This is a genomic window from Pseudothioclava nitratireducens (assembly GCF_029210495.1).
GTDB classification, from domain to species: domain Bacteria; phylum Pseudomonadota; class Alphaproteobacteria; order Rhodobacterales; family Rhodobacteraceae; genus Pseudothioclava; species Pseudothioclava nitratireducens.
The window spans coordinates 277,421-303,850 of the sequence record NZ_JARGDK010000003.1 but is presented as its reverse complement, the minus strand read 5'-3'; the positions used below and the strand labels follow the sequence as shown (position 1 = coordinate 303,850).

The 26,430-nt window shown below is 63.5% G+C and carries 25 protein-coding genes and 1 tRNA gene; 8 read left to right on the top strand and 18 right to left on the bottom strand.

What is annotated here, in order from left to right; translation table 11 throughout:
• Window positions 1–3: 3 nt before the first annotated feature.
• Both rdgB and rph read right to left on the bottom strand, forming a co-directional pair.
• Window positions 4–612, bottom strand: coding sequence for an RdgB/HAM1 family non-canonical purine NTP pyrophosphatase (gene rdgB / locus P0X85_RS05510; protein WP_275809711.1), 609 nt, complete (start codon window positions 610–612; stop codon window positions 4–6).
• Window positions 609–1,322: a ribonuclease PH gene (gene rph / locus P0X85_RS05505; RefSeq protein ID WP_275809708.1), complete on the bottom strand. Its 714-nt coding sequence runs from the start codon at window positions 1,320–1,322 to the stop codon at window positions 609–611. Before rph ends, rdgB begins: the two co-directional genes overlap by 4 nt.
• Before the next feature lie 120 nt (window positions 1,323–1,442).
• Here rph and hrcA point away from each other — a divergent pair, with 120 nt between their 5' ends.
• The gene (hrcA, locus tag P0X85_RS05500) at window positions 1,443–2,504 is read left to right on the top strand and encodes a heat-inducible transcriptional repressor HrcA (RefSeq protein WP_275809705.1); all 1,062 of its coding nucleotides are present in this window, start codon (window positions 1,443–1,445) and stop codon (window positions 2,502–2,504) included.
• A 5-nt stretch (window positions 2,505–2,509) separates the two neighbouring features.
• Window positions 2,510–3,058, top strand: coding sequence for a nucleotide exchange factor GrpE (locus P0X85_RS05495; RefSeq protein WP_275809702.1), 549 nt, complete (start codon window positions 2,510–2,512; stop codon window positions 3,056–3,058).
• Window positions 3,059–3,120: 62 nt separating this feature from the next.
• Here P0X85_RS05495 and mutS read toward each other — a convergent pair whose 3' ends face one another.
• Window positions 3,121–5,766 (bottom strand): DNA mismatch repair protein MutS, encoded by a 2,646-nt coding sequence (mutS, locus tag P0X85_RS05490; protein ID WP_275809699.1) that lies wholly within the window; start codon window positions 5,764–5,766, stop codon window positions 3,121–3,123.
• 117 nt (window positions 5,767–5,883) lie between these two features.
• Between mutS and P0X85_RS05485 the strand changes: the two genes are divergently transcribed.
• Both P0X85_RS05485 and P0X85_RS05480 read left to right on the top strand, forming a co-directional pair.
• A complete protein-coding gene (locus P0X85_RS05485) occupies window positions 5,884–8,151 on the top strand; it encodes an NADP-dependent malic enzyme (protein ID WP_275809696.1) in 2,268 nt (755 codons plus the stop codon).
• A gap of 65 nt (window positions 8,152–8,216) precedes the next feature.
• Window positions 8,217–9,104 carry a ribokinase gene (locus P0X85_RS05480; RefSeq protein WP_275809693.1) on the top strand — a complete coding sequence of 296 codons (888 nt, stop codon included), beginning with the start codon at window positions 8,217–8,219 and terminating at the stop codon, window positions 9,102–9,104.
• On the opposite strand, the gene phoB is transcribed toward P0X85_RS05480, so the two are convergent.
• The 11 genes from phoB to tsaD all read right to left on the bottom strand — a co-directional run bounded on the left by phoB (window position 9,089) and on the right by tsaD (window position 19,006).
• Window positions 9,089–9,781 (bottom strand): phosphate regulon transcriptional regulator PhoB, encoded by a 693-nt coding sequence (gene phoB, locus P0X85_RS05475; protein WP_275809690.1) that lies wholly within the window; start codon window positions 9,779–9,781, stop codon window positions 9,089–9,091. The two genes, P0X85_RS05480 and phoB, sit on opposite strands and share 16 nt — an antisense overlap.
• A 3-nt stretch (window positions 9,782–9,784) precedes the next feature.
• Window positions 9,785–10,495 carry a phosphate signaling complex protein PhoU gene (gene phoU, locus P0X85_RS05470; RefSeq protein ID WP_275809687.1) on the bottom strand — a complete coding sequence of 237 codons (711 nt, stop codon included), beginning with the start codon at window positions 10,493–10,495 and terminating at the stop codon, window positions 9,785–9,787.
• An 11-nt stretch (window positions 10,496–10,506) separates the two neighbouring features.
• On the bottom strand, window positions 10,507–11,304 hold the full coding sequence (gene pstB / locus P0X85_RS05465) for a phosphate ABC transporter ATP-binding protein PstB (RefSeq protein ID WP_275809684.1): 798 nt from the start codon (window positions 11,302–11,304) through the stop codon (window positions 10,507–10,509).
• Between the two features lie 11 nt (window positions 11,305–11,315).
• Window positions 11,316–12,644 (bottom strand): phosphate ABC transporter permease PstA, encoded by a 1,329-nt coding sequence (gene pstA, locus P0X85_RS05460; RefSeq protein WP_275809681.1) that lies wholly within the window; start codon window positions 12,642–12,644, stop codon window positions 11,316–11,318.
• Entirely contained in the window at window positions 12,641–14,101 is a 1,461-nt protein-coding gene (gene pstC / locus P0X85_RS05455) for a phosphate ABC transporter permease subunit PstC (protein ID WP_275809678.1), read from the bottom strand. The genes pstA and pstC overlap by 4 nt, the downstream gene beginning before the upstream one ends.
• Window positions 14,102–14,158: 57 nt before the next feature.
• On the bottom strand, window positions 14,159–15,199 hold the full coding sequence (locus P0X85_RS05450; protein ID WP_275809675.1) for a PstS family phosphate ABC transporter substrate-binding protein: 1,041 nt from the start codon (window positions 15,197–15,199) through the stop codon (window positions 14,159–14,161).
• 120 nt (window positions 15,200–15,319) lie between these two features.
• Window positions 15,320–16,006 (bottom strand): sirohydrochlorin chelatase, encoded by a 687-nt coding sequence (locus P0X85_RS05445; protein ID WP_275809672.1) that lies wholly within the window; start codon window positions 16,004–16,006, stop codon window positions 15,320–15,322.
• Window positions 16,007–16,262: 256 nt separating this feature from the next.
• Complete coding sequence (locus tag P0X85_RS05440; protein WP_275809670.1) at window positions 16,263–16,682, bottom strand: EVE domain-containing protein; 420 nt, start codon at window positions 16,680–16,682, stop codon at window positions 16,263–16,265.
• Window positions 16,682–16,951 carry a YciI family protein gene (locus P0X85_RS05435; protein WP_275809668.1) on the bottom strand — a complete coding sequence of 90 codons (270 nt, stop codon included), beginning with the start codon at window positions 16,949–16,951 and terminating at the stop codon, window positions 16,682–16,684. Before P0X85_RS05435 ends, P0X85_RS05440 begins: the two co-directional genes overlap by 1 nt.
• Before the next feature lies 1 nt (window position 16,952).
• The gene (locus P0X85_RS05430; protein ID WP_275809664.1) at window positions 16,953–17,915 is read right to left on the bottom strand and encodes an NAD(P)H-dependent glycerol-3-phosphate dehydrogenase; all 963 of its coding nucleotides are present in this window, start codon (window positions 17,913–17,915) and stop codon (window positions 16,953–16,955) included.
• Complete coding sequence (gene tsaD / locus P0X85_RS05425) at window positions 17,912–19,006, bottom strand: tRNA (adenosine(37)-N6)-threonylcarbamoyltransferase complex transferase subunit TsaD (RefSeq protein WP_275809661.1); 1,095 nt, start codon at window positions 19,004–19,006, stop codon at window positions 17,912–17,914. The genes P0X85_RS05430 and tsaD overlap by 4 nt, the downstream gene beginning before the upstream one ends.
• Window positions 19,007–19,187: 181 nt before the next feature.
• On the opposite strand from tsaD, the gene P0X85_RS05420 reads away from it, so the two are divergent.
• The 4 genes from P0X85_RS05420 to P0X85_RS05405 all read left to right on the top strand — a co-directional run bounded on the left by P0X85_RS05420 (window position 19,188) and on the right by P0X85_RS05405 (window position 22,770).
• Window positions 19,188–19,802 (top strand): uroporphyrinogen-III synthase, encoded by a 615-nt coding sequence (locus P0X85_RS05420; RefSeq protein ID WP_275809658.1) that lies wholly within the window; start codon window positions 19,188–19,190, stop codon window positions 19,800–19,802.
• 69 nt (window positions 19,803–19,871) lie between these two features.
• Window positions 19,872–21,128 (top strand): COG4223 family protein, encoded by a 1,257-nt coding sequence (locus P0X85_RS05415; RefSeq protein WP_275809655.1) that lies wholly within the window; start codon window positions 19,872–19,874, stop codon window positions 21,126–21,128.
• A gap of 10 nt (window positions 21,129–21,138) precedes the next feature.
• Window positions 21,139–22,617 (top strand): heme biosynthesis protein HemY, encoded by a 1,479-nt coding sequence (locus tag P0X85_RS05410; protein WP_275809651.1) that lies wholly within the window; start codon window positions 21,139–21,141, stop codon window positions 22,615–22,617.
• Window positions 22,618–22,694: 77 nt separating this feature from the next.
• Window positions 22,695–22,770: transfer RNA gene (locus P0X85_RS05405), tRNA-Thr, on the top strand.
• Between the two features lie 116 nt (window positions 22,771–22,886).
• On the opposite strand, the gene P0X85_RS05400 is transcribed toward P0X85_RS05405, so the two are convergent.
• The 4 genes from P0X85_RS05400 to P0X85_RS05385 form a co-directional block, all read right to left on the bottom strand.
• The gene (locus P0X85_RS05400; RefSeq protein ID WP_275809648.1) at window positions 22,887–23,735 is read right to left on the bottom strand and encodes a nickel/cobalt transporter; all 849 of its coding nucleotides are present in this window, start codon (window positions 23,733–23,735) and stop codon (window positions 22,887–22,889) included.
• 41 nt (window positions 23,736–23,776) lie between these two features.
• Window positions 23,777–24,430, bottom strand: a complete 654-nt coding sequence (locus P0X85_RS05395) for a DUF1007 family protein (RefSeq protein WP_275809645.1) — start codon at window positions 24,428–24,430, stop codon at window positions 23,777–23,779.
• A gap of 170 nt (window positions 24,431–24,600) precedes the next feature.
• A complete protein-coding gene (locus P0X85_RS05390; protein ID WP_275809642.1) occupies window positions 24,601–25,371 on the bottom strand; it encodes a heme ABC transporter ATP-binding protein in 771 nt (256 codons plus the stop codon).
• Between the two features lies 1 nt (window position 25,372).
• The gene (locus P0X85_RS05385; RefSeq protein WP_275809639.1) at window positions 25,373–26,428 is read right to left on the bottom strand and encodes a FecCD family ABC transporter permease; all 1,056 of its coding nucleotides are present in this window, start codon (window positions 26,426–26,428) and stop codon (window positions 25,373–25,375) included.
• Window positions 26,429–26,430: the final 2 nt, after the last annotated feature.

Sequence of the window (26,430 nt, the reverse complement as noted above, 5' to 3'; positions counted from 1 at the left end):
ATGTCAGACCTCAAAGCAGGTGATCAGTTTACGGAAGGCATCGGCGCGGTGGCTGATGTCGTTTTTCTTGGCCGGGTCCATCTCGGCGAAGGTTTGAGTATAGCCGTCAGGCTGGAACATCGGGTCGTAGCCATGGCCCTGCGCTCCGCGCATTGGCCAGACAAGTTGTCCCTCGACCTTGCCGTCGAACACTTCGTCATGCCCGTCCGGCCAGGCGAGAACGAGAGTCGAGCGGAACCGGGCGGTGCGCGGCATGGGGGCGACGATTTTCTCGCACGCGGCCCAGGTCTTGGTCATCGCCATCTCGAAATCGCGCCCGTTGGGCGTTTCGGCCCAATCGGCTGTGTAAACGCCCGGCGCGCCGTTCAGGCAATCGACCTCGATCCCGGAATCATCGGAGAGCGCAGGCAGGCCGGTCGCCTTTGCGGCGGCATGGGCCTTGATTCGCGCATTGCCGACGAAGGTGGTCTCGGTTTCCTCGGGCTCGGGCAGATTCATTTCACCTGCGCCGACCACTTCGATCTCGAAGGGGGCCAGAAGCGCTGCGATCTCTTCGAGCTTGCCCTTGTTATGGGTCGCAACCAGCAGCTTCTTGTCCGAGAACTTTCTCATTCGGTGGCGGCCTTTTGAGCGGCGACGAGTTCACGCACGCCCGCCTCGGCCAGATCGAGCAGTTCGTTCATCTGATCGCGCGAGAAGGTGGCCCCCTCGGCGGACATCTGAACTTCGATCAGCTTGCCCGAGCCGGTCATGATGAAATTGCCATCGGTGCCCGCCTCCGAATCCTCGGCATAATCGAGGTCACAGACCGGCTGGCCTGCGTAGATCCCGCAAGACAGCGCCGCGACGTGGTCGATCAGCGGGTCCGAGGTGCAAACGCCGGTTTTCAGCAGTTTGTTAACCGCGAGGCGCAGCGCGACCCAGCCCCCCGTGATCGAGGCACAGCGCGTGCCGCCATCGGCCTGGATCACGTCGCAATCGACGACGATCTGACGCTCGCCAAGGGCAACCCGGTCGATGCCCGCGCGCAGCGAACGCCCGATCAGGCGTTGGATCTCCTGCGTGCGGCCCGATTGCTTGCCGGCGGCCGCTTCACGACGGTTTCGCGTGTTGGTCGCGCGGGGCAGCATGCCATATTCGGCGGTGACCCAGCCCAGCCCCGAGCCTTTCAGGAAAGACGGCGCGCGATCCTCGATCGTGGCGGTGCACAGAACATGCGTATCGCCCATCTTGATGAGGCACGAGCCCTCGGCGTGTTTGGTCACGTTCGTCTCGATTGAAATCGAGCGCATTTCGCTTAAATTCCGGCCGGAGGGGCGCATGATCGTTCCTTTCCTCGGGTGTTTGGGCACCATTTGAGGCCGCGAAACGCCCGATGCAACCCCGAAGGCAAATTCACGCTCTTGCGCAGCGTTGCGGAACCGCGCCAAATGGCCAGACAGATGAGTGAGCAGAGCAAAATTCTATCTGAAATGAACGACCGCTCGCGCGAGGTGTTTCGCCGGGTGGTCGAAGGCTATCTGGAGACCGGCGATCCGGTGGGGTCGCGCACGCTGACCCGGATGATGAGCGAAAAGCTCTCGGCAGCGACGATCCGCAACGTGATGCAGGACCTTGAGTATCTGGGCCTGCTGGGAAGCCCGCATGTCTCGGCGGGGCGCGTGCCCACGCAGATGGGGCTGCGGATGTTCGTCGATGGGTTGATGGAAGTCTCAAAACTTGACGTCTCTGACCGGCAGGCGCTTGAGGCGACGATGGGGGTCAATGATCCCGATGTCGGCTCGCTTCTGGACCGGGTTGGATCCGCGCTCTCCGGGATCACGCATGGGGCAAGCCTTGTGCTCGCGCCCAAGCACGAGGCACCAATCCGCCATATCGAGTTTGTCTCTCTCGCGCCCGACCGGGCGCTGGTGGTTCTGGTCTTTGCGGATGGGCAGGTCGAGAACCGTGTTTTCACGCCGCCGACCGGGCAGACGCCGTCGTCGATGAGAGAGGCGGCGAATTTCCTGAACTCGCTCGCCGAAGGCCGGACGCTGACCGAGCTGCGCGAGCACATCAAGACACAGATCGCGGCGCATCGGCAGGAGCTTGATACGCTCGCCGCGGCGCTTGTCGAAAGCGGTCTGGCGCAGTGGGAGGATGAAGGGCAACCGTTTGAGCGGCTCATCGTCCGCGGGCGCTCGAATCTTCTGGATGAGGATTACGATGTCAGCCGCATTCGTGATCTGTTTGACGATCTCGAGCGCAAGCGCGACATCGCCGAGTTTCTTCAACTGACCGATGAGGGCGACGGTGTGCGCATTTTTATCGGCTCGGAGAACAAACTCTTTTCACTTTCGGGTTCCTCTTTGGTGGTCTCTCCCTATATGAACGCTGATCGTAAGATCATCGGCGCTATCGGCGTTATCGGGCCCACGCGGCTCAATTACGGACGGATCGTGCCGATCGTGGATTATACAGCGCAACTGGTCGGGCGGATGCTGTCCGGCCGGGGCAAAGGATGAGACGCATGAGCGACAAGAAAGACGAGATCTTCGAGGATCAGGCGCAGGTGGACGAAACCTTCGAGGACGTTCTCGCTGAGGAAATCGACGAGCTGGAGGCGCTGCGTGCAGAGCGCGACGAACTGCGCGACCGGTTCATGCGCGCGCTGGCCGATGCCGAGAACGCGCGCAAGCGTGCGGATAAAGAGCGCCGCGAAGCTGAGAATTACGGTGGCTCCAAGCTGGCGCGCGACATGCTGCCCGTGTTCGACGCGCTGCATCGCGCGCTTGAGGCGGCGACGGACGAGGTTCGCGCGGCCGCTGGCCCGATGATAGAGGGCGTGGAGCTCACGCAGCGCGAATTGCTGAACGTTTTCGCGCGCCACGGGATCAAGGCGCTTGCGCCTGAAGTCGGTGAGAAGTTCGATCCGCAGATCCACGAAGCGATGTTCGAGGCGCCTGTGCCGAATACGGTTGCGGGCGACATCATTCAGGTCATGGAAAAGGGCTTTATGCTCCATGACCGGCTGCTCCGTCCGGCCAAGGTCGGCGTGAGTTCGATGCCGAAATCCTGAGACCTGGAAGCCGGGGGCCGTCTGCCCCCGGACCCCCGAGCGTATTTTTGGCCTGACGAAATTCAGTCCTTGAGAAGCCCGCGCAATTCGTAGAGCGCAACGAGGGCGTCTTTGGGTGTCATGTCGTCCGGGATCATGTCGCGGAGACGGTCTTCGACCTCGGAGGATGCCGTGGCCTTTTGCGTAGGCTGCGGCGATTGCGAGACCGCGAAGAGCGGCAGATCGTCGATGATCGCTCGCTTCTGCGTCCCGCCCTCGCGTTCGCCTTTTTCCAACGCATCCAGCACGACGCGGGCCCGCGAAACCACCGCATCCGGGAGACCCGCCAGCCGCGCGACCTGCACCCCGTAGCTGCGATCAGCCGCGCCCTTGCGGACCTCGTGCAGGAAGATGACCTCGCCTTCCCATTCCTTGACCGCGACGGTGGCGTTTTCGACGCCGTCCAGCTTTGCGGAAAGGGCTGTCATTTCGTGGTAATGGGTGGCGAAAAGCGCGCGGCAACGGTTCACGCCGTGCAGGTGCTCCATCACCGCCCAGGCAATCGAGAGGCCGTCATAGGTCGCCGTGCCCCGACCGATTTCGTCGAGGATCACCAGCGCGCGGTCATCGGCTTGATTCAGGATCGCGGCGGTCTCGACCATTTCCACCATGAAGGTCGAGCGTCCGCGCGCCAGATCGTCGGCGGCGCCCACGCGGCTGAAGAGTTGCGAGACCAGCCCGATATGCGCGCGCTTGGCCGGAACGAAGCTCCCCGCTTGCGCGAGAAGGGCGATGATTGCGTTTTGGCGCAGGAAGGTCGATTTACCGGCCATGTTTGGGCCGGTGAGCAGCCAGATGGCCGGTGTCGCGTCCGGGGTGAGCTCGCAGCTATTCGCAATGAAGGGCTCGCCCGTGCGTTTGAGGGCGGCCTCGACCACGGGATGACGCCCCGAGTCGATCTCGAAGGCGCGCGAGTTGTCGACGGTCGGTTCGGTCCAGTTTTCGCCGGAGGCGATGTCCGCAAAGGCGGTGGAGAGGTCGATTTCCGCGAGCGCGCGCGAGGCCTCATTGATTGGCCCGGCCTGATTCAAAATGGCCCGTTTCAAGCTGTCATAGAGCCGCTTTTCGATCTCAAGCGCCCGGTTGCCAGCGTTCAGGATGCGGGTTTCCATCTCACTGAGTTCGACGGTCGTAAAGCGCACTTGGTTGGCGGTGGTCTGGCGATGAATGAAGCGCTCCGATAGGGGTGCTGCGAGCATCTTTTCGGCATGGGTCGAGGTCACTTCGATGAAATATCCGAGCACGTTGTTGTGCTTGACCTTCAGGCTCTGAATCCCTGTCTCTTCGGCATATTTCGCCTGCAGGCGGGCGATCACGCCGCGGCCTTCGTCGCGAAGTTGACGGGTTTCGTCCAGATCGGGCTCGTAACCCGGAGCGATGAAGCCGCCATCGCGGGCAAGGAGTGGGGGCTCGGCAATGAGCGCGGCATCAAGGAGTGCGACGAGGTCATCGTGACCGATCAGCGCCTGGGCCGCGGATTTCAGAAGGGGCGGTGCCTCGGAGTTGTTGAGGCGCTCTGCAATCATAAGCGCTTGACCAAGACCATTGCGAATTGCGGCCATGTCACGCGGGCCGCCTCGATCCAGCGCAAGCCGGGAGAGCGCGCGATCCATGTCGGGGCAGCGCTTCAGATCTTCGCGGAGATCGGCGTAAAAACGGCTCTGTTCCAGCAGAAAACGCACAGATTCATGGCGAGCATGGATCTGGGAGAGATTGCGCGACGGGGCAGAGATCCGGCGTTCGAGCAATCGCGCGCCGCCTGCGGTCACGGTGCGGTCGATGGCATTCAGGAGAGAGCCCTCGCGCCCGCCGGACAGCGCTTGCGTCAGTTCGAGGTTGCGGCGCGTCGCAGCGTCGATCTGCATGAGATCGCCTGCGTCCTCACGATGGGGCCTGCGCAGCAGGGGCAGTTTCCCGCGCTGGGTCAGATCGAGGTAATCGACGATGGCGCCCATCGCGGCAATCTCGGCGCGCGAGAAGCCGCCGAAAGCGTCGAGTGATCCGACCTCATACAGCTCGCACAGGCGCTTTTCAGCGGATTGGCTATCGAAGCTCGCGCGGGGAAGCGGCGTCAGAGAGGCGCGCAAATCAGAGACTATTTCACCAATATCTGCCTCTTTTGTCTCGCTCGCCAGCACCTCGCGCGGGGCAAGGCGCGCGAGTTCCGGCCCGAGCCGCGTCAGCGGACACGGCATTACCCGGAAATCGCCCGTCGAGATGTCGACCCATGCCAGCGCCGCTTCGTCGCGGACTTCGGCCCAGGCTGCGAGGAAGTTGTGGCGGCGCGCTTCGAGCAGAGATTCCTCGGTCAGTGTGCCGGGCGTGACGAGACGGACGACATCGCGCTTCACTACCGCTTTATAGCCGCGCTTCTTGGCCTCGGCCGGATCTTCGAGCTGCTCGGCAATGGCCACGCGGAACCCTTTGCGGATCAGCGTCAGCAGATAGCCCTCGGCGGCATGGACTGGAACCCCGCACATCGGGATGTCCTCGCCCTCGTGTTTGCCGCGTTTCGTGAGCGCAATGTCGAGTGCTGCTGCCGCCGCGACCGCATCATCGAAGAACATCTCGTAGAAATCGCCCATCCGATAGAAAAGAAGCGCGCCCGGATTGGCCTCTTTGATCCCGAGATACTGCGCCATCATGGGCGTGACGGTCTGCTCTGACATGTGTTTCCCCACCTGATTGCGCGCGAGCCTACAAAAGCCGCAAAACAGGTGCAAATCCATTGAGGGATTTAGCGACAATCGCTAAGAGGGGCGGGCTTTCAGGAGGAAATCGGCCCAATGTCCACCAAAAACCGCATCACGCCCGAAGAGGCGCTGGCTTATCACCTCGATCCGCGTCCGGGGAAATACGAGATCACCGCGACCAAGGCGATGACGACCCAGCGCGATCTGTCGCTGGCCTATAGCCCCGGCGTTGCGGTTCCCGTGGAGGCTATCGCCGAGCGCCCCGAGACGGCCTATGACTACACGGTCAAGGGCAACATGGTGGCGGTTGTGTCGAACGGCACGGCGATCCTTGGGCTGGGGAACCTCGGTGCGCTCGCTTCGAAGCCGGTGATGGAGGGCAAGGCCGTCCTGTTCAAGCGATTTGCAGACGTGAACGCGATCGATATCGAACTCGACACCGAAGACCCGGACGAGATCATTCAGGCCGTGAAGCTGATGGGGCCGACCTTCGGCGGAATCAACCTTGAGGACATCAAGGCGCCCGAATGTTTCATCATCGAACAGCGCCTGAAAGAGCTGATGGACATTCCGGTGTTCCACGATGACCAGCATGGCACGGCGGTGATTTGTGCCGCGGGTCTCATCAACGCGCTGGAACTGTCGGGCAAGAAGATCGAAGACTGCAAGATCGTGCTAAACGGCGCGGGTGCGGCGGGGATTGCGTGTCTTGAGCTGGTCAAGGCGATGGGTGCCAAGCATGACAACTGCATAATGTGTGACACCAAGGGCGTGATCTATCAGGGCCGCACCGAGGGCATGAACCAGTGGAAATCGGCCCATGCTGCGGTGACCGAGGCGCGCACGCTCGAAGAGGCGATGAAGGGGGCCGATGTGTTCCTTGGCGTTTCGGCCAAAGGGGCGGTGACGCAGGATATGGTCGCCTCGATGGCGGATAACCCGGTGATTTTCGCAATGGCGAATCCGGACCCGGAGATCACCCCGGAAGAGGCGCATGAGGTGCGCGAGGATGCAATCGTCGCGACCGGGCGCTCGGACTATCCGAACCAGGTGAATAACGTTCTGGGCTTCCCCTATCTGTTCCGTGGGGCGCTCGACATCCATGCGCGCGCGATCAATGACGAGATGAAGATCGCCTGCGCCAAGGCGCTGGCCGAACTGGCGCGCGAGGACGTGCCGGACGAGGTCGCGATGGCCTATGGTCGCAAGCTGACCTTCGGGCGCGATTACATCATTCCGACGCCGTTTGACCCGCGCCTGATCCATGTGATCCCGCCGGCCGTGGCAAAGGCGGGGATGGACACGGGCGTTGCGCGCCGTCCGATCATCGACATGGAAGGCTACGCCCAGAGCCTCAAGGCGCGGATGGACCCGACCGCCTCAATCCTTCAGGGTATTCATGCGCGGGCCAAGCAGGCGCAGGCGACGATGATCTTTGCCGAGGGTGACGATCCGCGCGTGCTGCGTGCGGCGGTGGCCTATCAACGCGGCGGCATGGGGCGCTCGATCGTGGTCGGACGTGAGGCCGATGTGAAAGAGAAGCTGGAGGCGGCCGGTATCGGTGATGCTTATCGCGAGCTGCGGGTGGTCAACTCGGCCAATTCCAAGCATATCGACGAATATAAAGACTTCCTCTACCGGCGTTTGCAGCGCAAGGGCTTCGACCAGAAGGACGCCCATAAGCTCTCGACCCGAGATCGGCACGTTTTTGCGGCGCTGATGCTGGCGCACGGCCATGGCGACGGCATGGTGACCGGGGCAACCCGCAAGGCGGCCCATGTCATGGAGCTGATCAACAAGGTGGTGGATGCGAACCCGTCCGATGGCGCGGTCGGCATTACGGCGATCCTGAACAAGGGACGCATCGTGCTTATGGGCGACACGCTGGTGCACGAATGGCCGGATGAGAATGACCTTGCCGATATCGCAACCCGTGGCGCGCAGGTGGCCCGCGCGCTGGGTCTCGAACCGCGTGTGGCGTTTTGCTCTTTCTCGACCTTTGGTTATCCGGTCTCGGAGCGTGCGACCAAGATGCATATCGCGCCGTTGGTGCTCGACAAGCGCGGGGTCGATTTCGAATATGATGGCGAGATGACCGTGGATGTGGCGCTGAATGCTGAACAGATGGCGCATTATCCCTTCTGTCGCCTGAGCGGTCCGGCGAACGTGTTGGTGGTTCCGGCGCGGCATTCGGCCTCGATCTCGGTGAAGATGATGCAGGAGATGGGGGGCGCGACTGTGATCGGGCCGATCCTGACCGGCATCTCGGCGCCGATCCAGATCTGCTCGACCGTGTCGACGGTGAATGACATCCTGAACATGGCGGCGATCGCGGCCTGCCGGATCGGGCAGCCAAAGTAACCCGCGCGCCGGGGGTTTTGCACCCCCGGACCCCCGCAGGATATTTGCGGCAGAATGAGGAGGCCTTGATGATTTACTGTCTTGGGTCAATCAATGCCGATCATTTCTATCGCTTGCCGCATCTGCCAGCGCCGGGGGAGACTTTGGCGGCCAGCGCATATACGCGCGGTCTTGGGGGCAAGGGGGCAAACCAGTCTGTCGGTGCGGCTCGGGCCGGGGCACGGGTTGCGCATTTGGGGGCCGTGGGCGCGGACGGCGCGTGGATGCTTGCGCGGCTCGAGGCGCTGGGCGTCGATTGCCAGTCAGTCGTGACGCTGGATGTGGCCTCTGGGCATGCGATGATCGCGGTCGATGAGGCGGGCGAGAATGCGATCGTCCTCTATCCGGGCGCGAACCGGGAAATTCCGCTGGATATGGTCGCGGACGCTCTGCGTGAGGCCGGATCTGGCGATGCGCTGATCCTTCAGAACGAGACGAACGCACAGGTTGAAGCGGCACGTTTTGCGCAGGAGCAGGGTCTGTTCGTGGCCTATTCCGCAGCCCCTTTCGATGCGGCTGCGGTTGAGGCTGTGCTGCCTTTCGTGTCACTGCTGCTTTTGAACGAGGTCGAGGCGTCTCAGCTTTGCGCGGCGCTGGGCGTTGGCCTGTCGGACCTGCCGGTTCCGGCGGTTTGTGTGACCCGCGGCAAGGATGGCGCGAGCTATTACGACCTGCGCGCGGGAACCGAGACGCGGGCGCCGGTTTTCCCGGTTGAACCTGTCGATACGACCGGGGCAGGCGATACGTTCGCGGGCTATCTTGTGGCTGGCCTGACCGAGGGTTTGACCGTGGCCGATGCGCTGCGGCTGGCGTCGGGCGCGGCGGCGCTCAAGGTGACGCGCGCGGGCACGGCGGATGCCATCCCTGCGCGCGCCGAGGTCGAGACTTTCCTGAGCGATCAGCCGAGCGCGTAACCCGTGCCGCGCACCGTGCGCACCGGATCGTCGCCGCCATGCGCCATCAGTGCCTTGCGTAGCCGCCCGACATGCACGTCGATGGTGCGCGTATCGACATAGATGTCGCGCCCCCAAACCCGGTCGAGCAGTTGATCGCGGGTCCAGACCCGGCCCGGCTTTTCCATCAGTGTCGAGAGCAAACGAAACTCGGTCGGGCCGAGTTTCAGCGGCTTGTCATCGCGGAAGACCCGGTGCTCGGCGGCGTCGAGGATGATGTCCTCATAGACCAGCCGTTCGCCCATCGCGGCGGGCCGGGTGCGGCGCAGTTGGGTGCGCAGGCGCGCCATCAGCTCGACGACCGAGTAGGGTTTGACGACGTAATCGTCGGCCCCGGTTTCGAGTCCCCGGACGCGGTCGGTTTCTTCAGAGCGGGCGGAGAGCATGATGATCGGGATGTTGCGGGTCTCGGGATTGGCCTTCACGCGGCGGCAAATCTCGATCCCCGAGACATTCGGCAGCATCCAGTCGAGCACGATCAGGTCAGGCTTTTCTTCCTTGACCATCAACAGCGCCTCATCGCCATTCACGGCCATCGCCACACGGAAGCCCTCGGCTTCGAGGTTGTATTGCAAAACCTCGCGCTGGGCGGATTCGTCTTCGACCACAAGCACGCAGGGTTGCTGGGCAGGCGACATGGATCAGTCCTCCGCTTCCTGGAAGGCGGTGACGCTATCGGTCTTGGGTCGCGCCTCGTCGGGCATTTCGCCGGTGACGAGATAGATGACCTGCTCTGCGATCGAGGTCGCGTGGTCGCCCATCCGTTCAATGTTCTTCGCGATGAAATGCAGGTGCATGCAAGCGGTGATATTGCGCGGGTCTTCGAGCATGTAGGTCAGGAATTCGCGGAAGAGCGCGTTATACATCTGGTCGACCTCGACATCGCGGTCGCGCACGTCATGGGCCAGTCCGGCATCGCGCTGGATGTAGCTGTCGAGCGAGTCCTTGAGCATCGCCTCGACCGCTTGCGCCATGCGGCGGATCGCGCCGGTGGAGCCGTTGATCGCCGGAAGCTCGATCAGCAGTTTCGAGCGTTTCGCGATGTTCTTGGCATAATCGCCCGCGCGTTCGAGGCTGGCCGAGATCTTGATGACCGAGAGGGCGACACGCAGGTCGCTTGCGGCGGGGGCGCGGAGCGCGATCAGGCGGGCGGCCTCTTCATTGATGCGTTCTTCGAGCGCGTCGATGGCCTTGTCGCGTTTGCGGACCTCTTCGGCGAGATCTTCGTCGCGGGTTTCAAGGGCCTTGGCGGCATCGAGGATCTGCTCCTCGACCATGCCGCCCATCTTGACGACAAGGGCCTGAACCGCTTCGAGATCGCGGTCGAATGCCGAAAGAATATGCTGGCTCATCTGGTCCTCCGTCAGCCGATCCGGCCGGTGATATAGCTTTCCGTCCGCGGGTCCTGCGGGTTGGTGAAGATCTGTCCGGTCTCACCGAATTCCACGAGATTGCCGAGGTGGAAAAAGGCCGTGCGCTGACTCACGCGGGCGGCTTGTTGCATCGAGTGGGTCACGATCACGACCGAGAAGTTCTCGCGCAGCTCGTCGATCAGTTCTTCGACCTGAGCGGTCGCAATCGGGTCAAGCGCCGAGCAGGGCTCGTCCATCAGCAGCACTTCCGGCGAGGTCGCCACGGCGCGGGCGATGCAAAGGCGTTGTTGCTGGCCGCCGGAAAGCCCGGTGCCCGGCGCGTGCAGGCGATCCTTTACTTCGTTCCAGAGCGCGGCCTTTTTGAGCGAGCTTTCGACGACCTCGTCGAGCTCCGCCTTGGAGCGGGTGAGACCGTGGATCTTGGGTCCATAGGCCACGTTGTCGTAGATCGACTTGGGGAAGGGGTTCGGCTTTTGGAAGACCATGCCGACCTTGGCGCGCAGTTGCACCGGGTCCACCTTTTTGTCGTAGATATCCTCGCCATCGAGCAGGATATCGCCCTCGACGCGGCAGATGTCGATTGTGTCATTCATCCGGTTGAGCGTGCGCAGGAAGGTGGATTTCCCGCAGCCCGAGGGGCCGATGAAGGCGGTGACCGTCTTGTCGAGGATGTCCACGCTGACATCCTTGATGGCATGCGTATCGCCATAAAAAACCTGGACGTCCTTGGCGGCGATCTTGATGTCCTGAGCGCTCACAGCTCTCTCCGTCAGTGTCATGTCGTTCATGGGTCGGGTCCTTACCAGCGCCGTTCAAAGCGGCGGCGCAGAATGATCGCCAGAATGTTCATCGCCAGCAGGAACACCATCAGCACAATGATGGCCCCGGAAGCGCGTTCGATAAAGGCCGGATCGGCCCGTTGGGTGAAGTTGTAGACCTGAACCGGTAGCGCGGCGGCGGGATCGGTGAAGCCTTCGGGCGGTGCGCCGGGGTAATCACGGACAAAGGCGACCATCCCGATCAGAAGCAGCGGCGCGGTTTCGCCAAGCGCTTGGGCGAGGCCGATGATCGTGCCGGTGAGGATGCCGGGCATCGCGAGCGGCAGGATGTGGTGGAACACGGTCTGCATTTTCGAGGCACCGATCCCGAGCGCCGCATCCTTGATCGAGGGCGGCACGGCCTTGAGCGCGGCGCGGGTCGCGATGATGATCGTCGGCAGCGTCATCAGCGAGAGCACAAGGCCACCGACCAGCGGCGAGCTTTGCGGCAGGCCCGCGAAGTTGATGAAGACCGCAAGGCCGAGGATACCGAAGACGATGGAGGGCACCGCCGCGAGGTTCGAGATATTCACCTCGATCAGGTCGGTGAGGCGGTTCTGCGGCGCGAATTCCTCAAGGTAGATCGAGGCGGCCACGCCAATCGGCAGCGCGAGGGCCAGCACGATCAGCATCATATAGGCCGAGCCGATGATCGCCACGCCCAGACCTGCCGCCTCGGGGCGCAGTTCCGAAGCATCCGGTCCGAAGATAAAGCCCCAGTTGAATTTCAGATCCAGCATGCCTGCATCGCGCATGGCTTCGGCAAGCTGGAGCTGCTCGGGGCTGACGTTGCTATCCAGCGCCGCACTTTCCATCGTCACGCGGCCTTTGAAATAGCCGTCGATCCGGCCATTCGCGAGCACGTTCATGGTGATCGTCTGGCCGATCAGATCGGGATTGGCGAGCACGCGGTCCCGCAGTTGCGCGGGCGCTTCTTTGGAGATCATGCCGCCGACATCCTTGGCCTTCATGCCCTCGGGCAAGAGGCCCTTGGCGGTCAGTTCGTCCACCAGCGCATTTTGCAGGACCTTGGCGTACCCAATGGTCGTGACCTTGGCCATGACCTCGGGATCGCGGGTGCCGCTCTTGTCGAGGGCCTTCTCGTCCAGCGTGATTTCGGTTGTCAGAAAGGTCTGGCGAAAGGCGCTCAGACCGGTGCCCAGAACCGAGCTCAGCAGAACGACCAGCGCCAGCACGCCAAAGGCGACCGCGGCCATGCCGTAAAGGCGAAACCGTTTTTCGGCGGCGTTGCGGCGCTTTGTGCGCGCGTCCAGCGTGTAGAGCGAAGAATTGGTGGAGGCGGTGCTCATTCGTATTGCTCCCGGTATTTGCGCACGATGTAGAGCGCGAGCACATTGAGGCCGAGCGTGAAGACAAACAGCGTCAGGCCAAGGGCAAAGGCGACCAGCGTTTCGGGGCTGGCGAACTCGGTGTCGCCGGTGAGCTGCGAGACGATCTTCACCGTGACGGTGGTCATCGCCTCGAACGGGTTGAGCGACATTTTCGCCGCCGCCCCCGCGCCCAGCACCACGATCATCGTCTCACCGATGGCACGCGAGGCGGCGAGCAGGATCGCACCGACAATCCCCGGAAGGGCGGCGGGCAGGATCACTTGTTTCACGGTTTCGGAATGGGTCGCGCCTAGACCGAAGGAGCCATCGCGCATCGCTTGCGGCACCGCGTTGATGATATCGTCGGACAGCGAGGAGACGAACGGGATCAGCATGATCCCCATCACGAGGCCCGCCGTCATCACCGAACTGGAGCTTGCACCAAGGCCGAGCGGCTGGGCGAAGTAATCCCTCAGCATCGGGCCGACGGTGATCAGCGCGAAGAGACCGTAGACGATGGTCGGGATCCCGGCGAGGATCTCGAGCAGCGGTTTCGCCACGGCGCGGGTCTTCTTGGAGGCATATTCCGCAAGGTAGATCGCCGCGAAGATACCGACCGGCACCGAGACGAGGAGCGCGATGAAGGAGACATACAGCGTGCCCCAAAGGAGCGGCCAGATGCCAAGGTCTGAGCCGCCCCGGAATTGCGGGTTCCAGGTCAGCGACAGGAAGAACTCTTTTGCCGGGTAGAGCCGGAAGAAATGGACGGTCTCGAAGACGAGCGAGAGGATGATACCGACGGTCGTCAGGATGGCGACCATGGACGCGCCGATCAGCAGGGTGCGGACGAAGCGCTCAGACACGTTGCGGGCGCGGTAATCCGGCTGGATGCGGCTCAGCGCGAAGGCGAACCCGGCCAGCGCGGTCACGATCACCGCAACCGTCAGCGCAAGGCGACCAGTATGGGCAAGGTTGCGATAGCTCTTGGCGGTTTCAAAGACGTTCGGCGCCACGTCAGATCCAAGCGCAATGCCTGCTTCTGCAAGCTGGGCGCGCACATCGACCGTATTCGCATCCATGGCGCGCAACGCGTCTTCGGTCATGCGGCCTTGGGCGATCATCGCGTCGAAGCCATCGGCAATCCGGCGGACATCGCTCATCACCAGCGCGCTGGAGGAGCCTTCGGGGATATCGGCGGGGGTGAGCATCGCGCTCACACGGGATTCGATAGCGAGGGGCTGGATCAGCAGCCAGCCAAGCAGCAGGAGCAGAGCGGGAACGGCCGCAAAGAGGAACACCGATTGCCCGTAATAGCCGGGCAGAGAGTGCAGAATGCGCGGATCGCCACCCGCTTGGGCGAGGGCGCGTTGACGACCGATCACGAAGCCGGCTCCGGCCAGTGCGATCACGACGAGTATCAGAAGACCAAGGCTCATGGCAGCGTCCGGCTTGTCAAAGGGAGGTGGCGCCCGAAGGCGCCACCCGTGTTTTGCTTAGTTCAGCGGGGCCATCGGGGTTTCCGAGGCGACCATTTCCTGGGTCGCGGCCAGTTCGGGGTCGGACACGAGGCCGTATTCCGCCAGCGGGCCGTCCGGGCCAGCCATGTCGTCGGACACGAAGAACTCGATGTATTCCTTGAGGCCCGGGATCACGCCCAGATGCGCTTTCTTGACGTAGAAGTAGAGCGGGCGCGAGACCGGGTAGCCACCAGCGGCGATCGAGTCGACGGTCGGAACGACGCCCGACATGGTCGCGACTTTCAGCTTGTCGGTGTTGTTCTGGTAGAAGGACAGGCCGAACACGCCGATTGCGTTCTTGTTCGCGTCGATGCGCGACAGGGTCTCGGTGTAGTCGCCGTCGATATCGACCGAAACGCCATCGGTACGCAGCGCCATGCACTTCTCTTCGGCGGCGTCTTCATCGCCACCTGCGGCCGCGGCGAACACTTCGAACGCACCGGTTTCTTCACAGCCCTTGAGAATCACCTTCTCGTCGAACACTTCACGGGTGCCGTGCTTGGTGCCCGGGATGAAGGCGAGGATGTCTTGCGCCGGCAGATCGCCGTTCACTTCGGCCCAGGTCTTGTTCGGGTTGGCGACGACTGCACCATCGACGACGACTTCGGCGGCGAGTGCCTTGAACCAGTCAGCCGGGGTGAAGGCGAAGTCTGCGCCGTTGATGTCCGAAGCGAAGACGATGCCGTCATAGCCGATGCGGACTTCCATGATCTCGTTCACGCCATTCGAGGCGCAGAGGTCGATGTCCGATTGCTTGATGCGCGAGGAGGAGTTCGCGATGTCGATGGTGTTTTCGCCCACACCTTCGCAGAGTTTCTTGCGGCCAGCGCCCGAGCCACCCGATTCCACGACCGGGGTCGGGAAGTCGAAGTTCTCGCCAAAGGCTTCGGCGACGATGGTTGCATAGGGCAGAACCGTCGAGGAACCGGCGGTTTGGATGTTGTCGCGAGCAAAGGCGCCCGAGGTCGAGGCGACAACGATCGCCAGGGTCGAAGCGGTGAGCTTAACGGTGTTCATGGATCACTCCTGAATGTCTGTCACTGGGGCCGACAGTGGCCTCGGCGCTCTGCCTAGGGGCGCTCGGTGACGCTTATGCAAACGTTGTGTAACGCCTGTGTGACAATTCAGGATTTGTGATCAGAGGCGCGCAATGGCTGCCGCGATCAGGGCGGGCACCTCGGGGTGTTCGCCGATCGGGGGCAAGAGCTCGCCGTGGAAGCTGGCGGCGTCGAGCGCGTCGGGGATGTCGTCGAGCACATGGCCCGCGCGCAGGGCGAAGAAGGGCAGGCAGATGCCGCCGTTCGATTGTCGGGCGATATCTTCGAGGAATGGCGGCTCTTCGATCAGCGCGACCTGCACGCGCCAGAATGGCGTCTTGCGCCGTAGCAGCGCCGCCATGTCATAGGCAGAATTCTTCGACTTTCGCGCAACCTTGGAGCCGTGCGCGGTCAAGATGAGATCGGCAGATTCAGGCTCTATTCCTGCGGAACTAGCCGCTTGCAGGCAAGCTTGGGTAATCAGCTCAGGAAGGGCCGGATCAACGCCAAACGGATCCATATGCCACGCCTCGACGCCAATTTCCTTCAAGCGGCGGGGCAGTTCGCGCTTGGTGAACCAGCCCTCGGCCATGAAGAACGGGTAGATGATCGGCGCGTCGAGACCCGCAAGAGCGCCTTCGAGCGAGCCGGGCATCGCAAGAGTGGCGCCCCGGATCAGGGAGCCGGGCGATTGCGCCGCGACCGCTTCGGCCAGACGCCGCATCGTGTCTTCTTGCGGTTCGGGATCAGAGGGCGAGCCATGCGCCACGAGGACAATTTGTTTCATGACCCCAAGCTAGCGGGAACTGCGCCCAAGGCAATGGTCCGGCCTGCCGCAGGCACGGTTAACCAGATGTTTATCTAACACTTTGGATTTGCGAGGTTTTGTTGGAATATCGACGTTGCGTCGAATCGGATGCTTCCGTAGAACAAACCTACCGGCCAGGATGGCCAGGTCCCAAATAGAGTTTCACGTGTGGTGCTTAGGGGAGCACGTGGGGTGAGGAGGGTCCTGGTAGGGGTGCCGGGACCCTCCTTTTTATTTATGGCTCAATACCGCCAAGGTCGCAGATGATGCGCCATTCCTCTTCGGTCACCGGCTGAACCGAAAGCCGCATAGAGGTCACGAGCGCCATCTCTTGCAGGCGCGGATCGTCCTTGACCTGCGCCAGTGTCACCGGCGTCTTGAGCGGGCGCACGGCTTTGATATCCACGCAATCCCAACGCGGGTCGTCGGTCGTCGAATCGGGGTGCGACTCGCGGCAGACCTCGACGATGCCGATGATCTCTTTGCCGATATTCGAGTGGTAGAAGAAGCCCTGATCGCCCACCTTCATCGCGCGCATGTTGTTGCGCGCCAGATAGTTGCGAACGCCGTCCCACTCTTCGCCGGTTTCACCCTTGGCGACCTGTTGATCCCAGGACCACTTGTTCGGCTCTGATTTGAAAAGCCACTTCGCCATCAGCCAATCACCTTCTTCCATTCCGTCACACTGACCGACTCGAACAGTCCCGCTGCTGCGTAGGGGTCGCCATCCGCCCAAGCCTGCGCTGCGGCGAGGCTGTCCGTGTCGAGAATCACCAGCGAGCCGCACATCTCTCCATTCTCGATGAACGGTCCCGCCATGGCGACGATCCCGGTTTCTTTGATATAGCCAAGATGGGCAGCGCGGGTGTCGAGCCGGGTTTGCAGGTGGCCGGGTTTGTCGCGGCAAATGACGGCGTAGAGCATGTTATTCCTCCTTCAGTGGGCGAGACATGAGCGCGGATACGGCGGCATCCACGGTAATTTTCTGATCGACGAGCGCCGAGACCATATGGGCGATGGGCATCTCGATCGCATGTTTGAGCGCGATCGCCGAGACCGCCTTGGCCGTCGCGGCCCCCTCTACGGTGATGGAGGGATCAAAAATTTCGCCACGACCAAGCGTCGCGCCGAACCGGAAGTTGCGCGATTGCTCGGAGGTGCAGGTGAGCACCAGATCGCCGAGACCCGAGAGCCCGGCAAGCGTTTCCGCCTTGCCCCCGAACCGTTCGGCAAGGCGCGTCATTTCCGCGAAACCACGCGTGATAAGCGCGGCGCGCGCGGAATCGCCAAGTCCGGCGCCGATTACTACGCCAGCAGCAATGGCGATCACGTTTTTCAGCGCGCCGCCAAGCTCGGCTCCTTTTGGGTCCGTGCTGCGATAGAGCCGAAGCACGGGGGTTGAAAGCTGTGCCTGTAGCGCGCTTCCGGCTTCGCCGTTCGCGCAGGCCAGCGTGAGGGCCGTGGGTAAGCCCCGCGCGATATCGGCGGCAAAGCTTGGACCCGTCAGAATTGCGGGCGTCGCCTTGGGACAGATTTCTTCAATCAGCGCGGTTGGACCGCGCAGGGTCGCAAGGTCGATCCCCTTGGAGCAGGACACAAGAAGCTTGCCCGCCAACGCGGTGCGATGCTGCTCAAGAAACCCCGCAGTCTGCTGCATCGGGATCGCAAGCAGGATCACATCCGGCGCAAGCGCCCGGCCAATTTCGGCTGTAACAGAGACGTTTTCAGGGAGAGCAACTCCGGCAAGGCGCTGCGAATTCCGGCCCGTTTTCTGCATCTCGCGCACATGGTCCGCATCGCGCGCCCAGAGCGTGACAGGCCCGTTCTGGGCGAGCGCCACGGCAAGTGCCGTCCCGAACGCGCCAGCGCCGATGATCGAGATGCTCATGCCTTGGCCCCCTTCTTGCCAGACCCCAAAAGCGCGGGCGCGGATTGGTCGAGCGGCCAGCGGGGCCGGGCAACCAGTGTCATGTCGTCGCTGTGACCCTGTCGGAAGCGCTCGATTCCCGCATAGGCGATCATCGCGGCGTTATCGGTGCAAAGTGCAAGCGGTGGTGCCGTGAAGGTGACGCCTGTTTCCGCGCAAAGCGCCTGCAACCGCTCGCGGATCGCGCTATTCGCGGCGACTCCGCCCGCAACAGCAAGTGCGGGATGCGCGGGTCGCAGCGCCATATAGGCTTCGAGCGCCCGGCGAGATTTCTCGTGCAGGACATCCGCGACGGCCATCTGAAAAGCAGCACAGAGATCGGCGCGGGCTTGTCGGGGAAGGCCGCCATGCTTTGCGATGATCTCGTCGCGCGCGCGCAAGACGGCGGTCTTGAGGCCCGAAAAGGACATATCACAGCCGGGTCGGTCGAGAAGCGGTCGGGGGAGCTTGAACGCCTTGGTGTCACCGATTGCCGCTTCGCGTTCGACGGCGGGGCCGCCCGGTTGCGGCAGGCCAAGAATCTTGGCCGTCTTGTCGAAAGCCTCGCCGGGCGCGTCGTCAATCGTGCCGCCAAGTCGGCTAAACTCTTCCGGGCCGTGGACCAGCAGAAACTGGCAGTGACCCCCCGAAACCAGCAGCATCAGGTAGGGGAAGGGCAGATCGTCGGTCAGCCGGGGCGTCAGGGCATGGCCCGCGAGGTGATTGACCCCGACGAGCGGCAGGCCGCTCCCCGCCGCGAGGCCCTTGGCGCACATCACGCCCGACATCACGCCGCCGATTAGCCCCGGCCCCGCCGTTACGGCGATGGCGTCGAGATCGGTGAGTGCCAGTCCCGCGGCCTCCAGCGCCTCTTCGACGCAAAGATCAAGCTTTTCGGCATGGGCGCGGGCTGCAATTTCGGGCACGACCCCCCCGAAGGGCGCGTGCAGTGCCGTTTGCCCCGCGACAACCGAAGCGAGCACGGTATTTCCGCCCGGTCCAGCGCGCACAACCGCCGCCGCGGTGTCGTCGCAGCTTGATTCGAGGCCGAGGAAGGTCAGGGTGTCGGGCATGTCGGTTCGGTTGCGTGTCGGGTCCTTCGCAGGTAACACCGTGACAGGCTTCACACAATCCCGAGGCGGGCAGCCCATGCCTGACGATCCGCGACCGACACTGCTTCTGACCCGCCCGCACGAGGGCTCGGAGCGCTTCGCGCAGGCCTTTCGGAACAGATTCGGCGCGGATTGGCCGGTCGTGATCGCTCCGCTGACCCGGATCGTCTTCTTGCGCCCCGAGATTCCCGCGTCAGACACCCTGATCTTCACCTCTCAACATGCGGTTGATGCGTTTTGCGCGATTGAACCGGCGCGCGGGCGGCGGGCCTACTGCGTTGGTGCAAAGACGGCGGATGGTGCGCAGGCTGCTGGATTCCGTGCGGTCGCGGCCGGTGGGGATGCCGAGTCGCTGCTGGCGATGATCTTGCAGGAACACCCGACGGGTGCGCTTCTGCACGCTCGGGGGGAAACCGTGGCACGTGCCATTTCTCACCCCCTTAATGCCGCTGGAATAGAGACGTTTGAGGCTGTTGTTTACGCCCAACGGGACGCGGATTTGAGCCATGAAGGCCGCGAGGTCTTGGCTCGGGGGCAGCCTACTATTGTGCCGCTGTTTTCGCCGCAAAGCGCTGTGCGGTTCTTTGCGGCGGCGGACGATTTAGGGGCATCGGCCCATGTGATCGCGATCAGCGCTGCCGTTGCGGCGCGATCCGAGGGGGAAAAATGCGCCGAAATTGCCGTTGCGTCCTCTCCTGACGCGGAGGCTATGCTCGATGCGGCTGCGACGGTTCTGTGCGGCCTAAAGGCGGGTTGAGCAATAGCCGCCCGCTCATTAGATTGAGAGATATTCGCGCAATTTTCTTGCGAGCGTAGAGGAGTGGCCATGGCGAAACCGAGAACCCGGAAAACGACGACACCGGAGGCCACCGAAGCAGACATCCCCGAGGCAGAAGTCGTTGCGACTGTAACCGAGGATGCGACCTCGCAGGAAAGCGTGCCAGACACGCCCGAGTCGATCGCGGAAGAGTCCGAGCCGGTCGTCGCGGAGGAGCCGGTGACCGAAGTGGATGCCCCACCCGAAGATTCGGTGTCCGAAGATGTGGTTTTGCAGGCCCCTGCGGACCCGCGCGCGCGCCGTGCAAGTTTCTGGCCGATGGTGCTTGGCGGTGTTTGCGCCGCGGCCTTGGGGGCGGGCGCGGTGGTTTACGCGCTGCCCAAGCTGCCGCCGCAACTGGCCGGCTTCCTGCCGCAAGCCGAGGGTGAAGCCGATGCGGCGGCCATGAGGGCACTGGTCGACACGCAAGCGGCCCGGATCGAGGCGCTTGCGGCAGAGCTTGAGACCCTGCGTGCCACGCCTGCGCCGAATGTCGATTTGACCCCGCTGGAACAGCAAGCTGCGGACCTTGGTGCGGCGCTGGCCGGGTTGGATCAGCGTGTGAATGCGCTTGAGAAACGTCCCGTCGAAGGCGGTGGCGCCTCGGCGACGGCGCTGGAGGCGTTCGAGCGTGAGATGCAGGATCTCCGCGCGTTGGTCGAAGAAAATCGCGCTGCGGGCAGCCAGACCCAGCAAGAGATCGAGGCGGCCGCCGCAGCGGCGCAGGCCAAGATTGCCGCTGCCGAAGAAGAGGCCGCCGCCCTGCGTGCGGAGGCCGAGGCGGGCGCGCGCAAGGCGATTGCGCAAGCCGCGCTGAGCCGTCTGGCCGCGGCGCTCGATTCGGGCGCGCCGATTGCGCCGATTGTCGCGGATCTCAGCGGCGCGGGGGTGGATGTGCCGGCGGTGCTTCAGGGCGAAGTGCCGAGCCTTGCCGCGCTTCAGGACGGGTTCGATCCGGCCGCGCGCGCGGCGCTGAACACAGCGCGACTTCAGGCCACGGATGGTTCGGTTGGGGATCGGCTGGGCGCGTTCCTTCTGGCGCAGACAGGGGCCCGTTCTCTCACGCCGCAAGAGGGTGATGATGCCGACGCGGTTCTGTCGCGCGCGCGCGCTGCGGTGATGAATGGTGATCTTGCGGCGGCGCTGACGGAGATCGGCGTGCTGGACGCGGCTCCGCAGGCCGAGATGGCCGATTGGGTTGCGCAGGCGCAGGCGCGGGTTGCGGCTGGCGATGCACTGAATGCGCTTGCCGCGTCGTTGAACTGAGGGGACAGCCATGATCTGGTCATTCATCAAAATCGCGCTGTTTCTTGTGCTGGTTGCCGCGGCGACGCTGGGCGCCACCCACCTGATCCAAACCGGAGAAGCGATCCGTATCGAGGCGCTTGGCCGGGAATTCATGCTTGGCCCGCTGACCGCCGTGATTGCGGCGCTCGTGATTTTTGCCGCGATCTGGCTTACCATTCGGATCATCGGGTTGATCGTTGCTTTCCTGCGGTTTCTCAATGGCGATGAAACCGCGATCAGCCGGTATTTCGACCGCAACCGCGAGCGCAAGGGCTATGAGGCACTGGCCGAGGGGATGATGGCGGTCGCCTCTGGCGAGGGGCGGCTGGCCTTGTCCAAAGCCTCGCGCGCGGAGCGGTTCCTGAACCGCCCAGAGCTGACCAACCTGCTGACCGCGCAGGCGGCAGAGGTCGCAGGCGATACGAAAAAGGCGACGGCTGTCTACAAGCAGCTCCTTACCGACGACCGCACGCGCTTCGTCGGTGTGCGCGGACTTATGAAACAAAAGCTGGCCGAGGGTGACACCGCGACCGCGCTGAAGCTTGCGGAAAAGGCCTATGCGCTCAAGCCCAAGCATCAGGAAGTTCAGGATACGCTGCTGGAGTTGCAGACCCGGCAAGGCGACTGGAAGGGCGCGCGCGGTGTGCTTCAGACCAAGGTGCGCCAGGGGGCGCTGCCGAAAGACGTGCATCGTCGCCGCGATGCTGTGCTTGCGTTGCAAGAGGCCAAGGGCGTGCTGGACGAGGGTGCGTCGATCGAGGCGCAAGAGGCCGCGATCGCCGCCAACAAATCGTCGCCCGATCTGATTCCGGCGGCGGTGATGGCGGCGCGGGCCTATATCGCCAAGGGCAAGCCCAAGAATGCCGCCCGTGTGATCCTCAAGGCTTGGGAGGCGCAGCCGCATCCCGATCTGGCCGCGGCTTTCGCAGAGATTGCACCGGATGAGGCGGCGAGCGCGCGTCTCAAGCGGTTTGCGGGCTTGCTCAAGCTGCGGCCCGACCACGAGGAAACCCGCCTGCTGCGCGCGGAACTGAACATCGCGGCGGAGGATTTCCCCGCCGCACGGCGCGCGCTGGGCGATCTGGTGGATACGCATCCCACGGCGCGCGTTCTGACGATCATGGCTGCGGTCGAACGTGGCGAGGGGGCTGATGATGCGGTGGTCCGCGGCTGGCTCGCCCGTGCGCTTACCGCGCCGCGCGGCCCGCAATGGTGCTGTGACAATTGCCAGAATATTCAGGCGGAATGGGGGCCGGTCTGCGATAATTGCGGCGGGTTCGATACGCTGAGCTGGCGTGAGCCGGTCCAGGCGCCCGCGCCGCTTCCGCATGGGGCCGAAATGCTGCCGCTGATCGTGGGCAAGCCCGAACCAGCGCACGAAGACGATATACTTGGCGAAGTCGAGGATGCCGATCCGGTTCTGGAGGCCGATCTCATCGTGGAGTCCGAAACCGCCGGGAAAGCGTGATCTGCCCCGATCATGGTCCTGAATGCAATTTGGGGCTACACATCGCTGCGAGGGCATGCTAATCGGCGCGCCACCGGGCCGGTGTAGCTCAGCTGGTAGAGCACGTCATTCGTAATGATGGGGTCGGGGGTTCGAGTCCCTTCACCGGCACCACTAACACTGTGGTATAAAAGAAAAAGGCCACCCGACACGGGGTGGCCTTTTTCTTTGCTTCTCGGCATGGAACCGCTGCGGAACCGTAGGGTTGGGCGGGGGTCTTTGGGCTGCGTTCAGATATAGAGAACCACGATAATCCCGCCGATGACGGCTTGTGCAAATGCGCTCGCATGTTGGAGGATACGGGCCTGACCAGGTGCGAGGGCACGGCTGCCGAGGCTTGAGCTGCCTATCGCAATGACGAGCGTGATCAGGGCGGTCCCAAGACCCATCGCCATAACGGAGAGGGCACCGATCATCGGTGCGCCGATCAGCACGGTGAGCAGCATGACGAACACCGCCCCGGTGCAGGGCCTTAGCGCGATACCGGCAACCAGCAGAAGCGCCTCGGGCAGCGAGGCGCGCGCGGCGATCTCGGGCGCGGGCGCATGCGCGTGGCCGCAGCCGCACCCGCCGGGCTGGTCGTCCCCCGGCGCTGCGGGTATGGCCCTGCGCTCATCGGTGCCGGGTCTAGCAGTCCAAAGGCGCCTGACGCTCCAGCCCGCGCGCAGAATCAACCACAGGCCCAGTCCCACCAGAACCCAGTTGCCGATCTTCGGCAGGGCATCGTCCGAAAGTGCGGTGAGCTCTGTGCGGCCCATCTCGAACAGCCACGCCCCAGCCAGCACCAGCACGATGGCAACGATGGATTGCGCGAGACTTGCCATCAGGGTGATGACTGCGACTTTGGCGAGGCGCGCGCGCGTCGAAAATGCCCATGCACCGAGCACGACCTTTCCATGACCGGGTCCTGCCGCATGGAGGAGGCCGTACAGGAACCCGATTGCGACAAGCGCAAGAGCCGCGCCGGGCTCGTCCGCCTTGAGGGCTCGGACCGTGCCTGCCAGAACTGACTGAAAGGCGCGTTGCGCCTCGATCAGCTCGCTGCGCAAGAACGCAAACAGCCCCATTGACCATGCCACCCAGACAATCCCGGCCAATGTTACCGTGAGAACGATAGCGCTTAGTTGCCGCACCGGATGCGCTCCAGTTCCGCGTAAAGCCTGCCGACGGCGGGAAGTCCTGCCTCTCCGGGGGTCGTCTCGGCTCCAAGCTCCGCGATGGCATCGGCCAGCTCTTGAGGAACCGCGTCGGGATCGGGTTCATAGATATCGCCCGCGCAATCGTCGCGGCCAGAATAGGCAGGCGCATCGACAATCGAGTAATCGACATAGAAGTCGGGATCGTAGGGGCGAATTTCCAGTTCGGCCCCGGTTATGTCGAGCGGGATGGCGAGCCGTCGGGTATGAATCGAAACAGCGCGGCCCTCTTGCCACTCCGCTGCCCAGTCGTCCGGCCCCTGTAGTGGCACCGCGCGCCCGTCGAGCGTGATCTCCACATCGCCGCCATAGTCCGCTGGCCAATCGGCATCCCAGAGCTGAAACCGTGCCAGCTCGGCCCCGGTCACGCGGCCATCTCCATCGCTGTCATATTCCCCGTCCTCGACCATCAGCAGGGAGAACATCTCGTCGTAGCTCCAGCGCGCGCGCAGCCCGATAAGTCGACCCTGATCGTCGAACAAAAGCGTGTGAGAGACATCGACGAAGAGATGCGGATGGGCTTGTGCCGAGGGCACTGTCAGCAGGCAAAGCGAGGCCGCAAGGAGCAAGGAACGCATCTGAATCATGGCTTGATGTATCGTGCCTTGGCGTCGCGCGGCAAGACGGTTGGGCCTGGCTCTCAGAGATGTTATTTTATAACGCGCATGCGATGTCGCGCTCAAGTCAGACGCCCCCGTCCATTGTCGCGCCGCCGGAGACGTGGCGTGAACAGGCGGTCTTGCCCGGCTCAGACAAAGGCCGGGACCAGCCATGGCAAGGTCGCCGGGCTGACGCCGACACGCAGCGGGCACCCATAGACCGCTGAGAGGATCTCATCGCGCATCACGGCGCGGGGTGGACCCGAGGCGACGACCTTTCCTTTCGCCATGAGAACCATGCGATCCGCGATTTGCGCGCTCAGGTTGAGGTCGTGCATGACCGTAACCACGCCGCCGCCCTCGGCTGCGAAGCGGCGCAGGATCGCAACGAGCGCCATCTGGTGGCCGATGTCGAGGCTTGCCATCGGCTCGTCCAGCAAAAGCCATCGTGGGCCGGAATGGCTTTGGGCGCGCCAGATTTGCGCCCGTACACGCGCCAGATGCGCGCGCGCCTGTTGTCCGCCCGACAGCGCGTGGATCGGGCGGTCCGCCATGCCAGCCAAGCCGACTTCTGCGAGTGCGGCGATCACGATCTCGTCCTGTTCTGCCTCGATCCCCGCGTGAAGCCCAAGCTGGACGAGTTCGCGCAGCGTGAAGGGAAACGCGACCGAGGGTGATTGTTCAAGCACCCCGCGCAGCGCCGCCAGCCGCCATGGCGCTGTCTGCGCGATCTCATGACCTTGTAGCCTGATTGAACCAGTATAGGGCAATTCGCCCGCGCAGGCGCGCAGAAGCGTTGATTTGCCCGATCCGTTGGGGCCGAGGATCGCGGTAATCTCTCCGGGATGCGCGTCAAGATCGAGCCCGTGCAAAAGCTTTGTGCGACCAAGGCTTAGATGCAAATCCGAGATGCGCAGCATGTCAGAGGCTCCCGAAGCTGCGCCGCTGGAGCAAGATCCACAGGAAGACGGGGGCGCCGAGGATGGCGGTGACGATCCCGATTGGCATCTCGGCGGGGCTCACGATGAGGCGGGCGATCAGATCTGCCAGCACCAGCAGCGCGGCTCCGAGCAGCGCTGAATCGACCAGAAGGCGCCGGTGATCGGGTCCGGCGATGAGGCGCAGCAGATGCGGCACGACGATCCCGACAAAGCCGATCCCACCCGCCAGCGCGACGGATGCGCCGGCCAGCGCAGCCACGGCGAGGACGCAGTGGCGTTTGAGCCGTTCAACATCCGTGCCCATATGCGCGGCAGCCGCTTCGCCGAGTGCCAGTGCATTGAGACCCCGCGCCAGCTGCGGCGCGAGGATCAGCGCGGGCACGATCAGTCCCGTCGCCACTGCGAGCTTCGACCAGCTTGCGCCCGCCAGAGACCCCATGCCCCAGAAAGTCAGATCGCGGAGTTGCTGGTCATCGGCCAGATAGGTCAGCACCCCGGTCAACGCACCCGCCATCGCCGCCATGGCGATCCCCGCCAGAAGCAGCGTTGCGACCGAGGTGCGCCCGGCCCGGCTTGCGACGCGGTAGAGCAACAACGTTGCGGCCCAAGCGCCGAGGAAGGCTGCGACCGGGACGAGATGCGGACCAAGCGTCGCGGCAAGCGCGCCGGGCAGCATACCGCCCAAGACGATCGAAGCCACCGCGCCCAGTCCGGCCCCAGCGCCGACACCGACGATCCCCGGATCGGCGAGAGGGTTCCGAAACAGCCCCTGCATCACCGCGCCCGCCACCGCGAGCGCCGCACCCACCATCACGGCCATAGCGAGTCGTGGCAGCCGGATGTCGAACAGCACCACCCTTTCGCGCAGGCCGATCTCTTTCCCTGTGATCCAGTCCGCAGTGACATGGGCGAGCGAAACACCCGCAGCCCCGGTGGTCACTGACAGGATCGAGGCCAACATCAAGAGTGCGATCAATGCGGGGCGCAACCCACCGCGCATGCGCTCGGGCCGGGCCATCAGGTCAAGGCTTGCCATCG

Coding starts and splice junctions, on each gene's coding strand:
- rdgB (WP_275809711.1), bottom strand. CDS start 612: ATGAGAAAGTTCTCGGACAAGAAGCTGCTGGTTGCGACCCATAACAAG.
- rph (WP_275809708.1), bottom strand. CDS start 1,322: ATGCGCCCCTCCGGCCGGAATTTAAGCGAAATGCGCTCGATTTCAATC.
- hrcA (WP_275809705.1), top strand. CDS start 1,443: ATGAGTGAGCAGAGCAAAATTCTATCTGAAATGAACGACCGCTCGCGC.
- P0X85_RS05495 (WP_275809702.1), top strand. CDS start 2,510: ATGAGCGACAAGAAAGACGAGATCTTCGAGGATCAGGCGCAGGTGGAC.
- mutS (WP_275809699.1), bottom strand. CDS start 5,766: ATGTCAGAGCAGACCGTCACGCCCATGATGGCGCAGTATCTCGGGATC.
- P0X85_RS05485 (WP_275809696.1), top strand. CDS start 5,884: ATGTCCACCAAAAACCGCATCACGCCCGAAGAGGCGCTGGCTTATCAC.
- phoB (WP_275809690.1), bottom strand. CDS start 9,781: ATGTCGCCTGCCCAGCAACCCTGCGTGCTTGTGGTCGAAGACGAATCC.
- phoU (WP_275809687.1), bottom strand. CDS start 10,495: ATGAGCCAGCATATTCTTTCGGCATTCGACCGCGATCTCGAAGCGGTT.
- pstB (WP_275809684.1), bottom strand. CDS start 11,304: ATGAACGACATGACACTGACGGAGAGAGCTGTGAGCGCTCAGGACATC.
- pstA (WP_275809681.1), bottom strand. CDS start 12,644: ATGAGCACCGCCTCCACCAATTCTTCGCTCTACACGCTGGACGCGCGC.
- pstC (WP_275809678.1), bottom strand. CDS start 14,101: ATGAGCCTTGGTCTTCTGATACTCGTCGTGATCGCACTGGCCGGAGCC.
- P0X85_RS05450 (WP_275809675.1), bottom strand. CDS start 15,199: ATGAACACCGTTAAGCTCACCGCTTCGACCCTGGCGATCGTTGTCGCC.
- P0X85_RS05445 (WP_275809672.1), bottom strand. CDS start 16,006: ATGAAACAAATTGTCCTCGTGGCGCATGGCTCGCCCTCTGATCCCGAA.
- P0X85_RS05440 (WP_275809670.1), bottom strand. CDS start 16,682: ATGGCGAAGTGGCTTTTCAAATCAGAGCCGAACAAGTGGTCCTGGGAT.
- P0X85_RS05435 (WP_275809668.1), bottom strand. CDS start 16,951: ATGCTCTACGCCGTCATTTGCCGCGACAAACCCGGCCACCTGCAAACC.
- P0X85_RS05430 (WP_275809664.1), bottom strand. CDS start 17,915: ATGAGCATCTCGATCATCGGCGCTGGCGCGTTCGGGACGGCACTTGCC.
- tsaD (WP_275809661.1), bottom strand. CDS start 19,006: ATGCCCGACACCCTGACCTTCCTCGGCCTCGAATCAAGCTGCGACGAC.
- P0X85_RS05415 (WP_275809655.1), top strand. CDS start 19,872: ATGGCGAAACCGAGAACCCGGAAAACGACGACACCGGAGGCCACCGAA.
- P0X85_RS05410 (WP_275809651.1), top strand. CDS start 21,139: ATGATCTGGTCATTCATCAAAATCGCGCTGTTTCTTGTGCTGGTTGCC.
- P0X85_RS05395 (WP_275809645.1), bottom strand. CDS start 24,430: ATGCGTTCCTTGCTCCTTGCGGCCTCGCTTTGCCTGCTGACAGTGCCC.
- P0X85_RS05390 (WP_275809642.1), bottom strand. CDS start 25,371: ATGCTGCGCATCTCGGATTTGCATCTAAGCCTTGGTCGCACAAAGCTT.
- P0X85_RS05385 (WP_275809639.1), bottom strand. CDS start 26,428: ATGGCAAGCCTTGACCTGATGGCCCGGCCCGAGCGCATGCGCGGTGGG.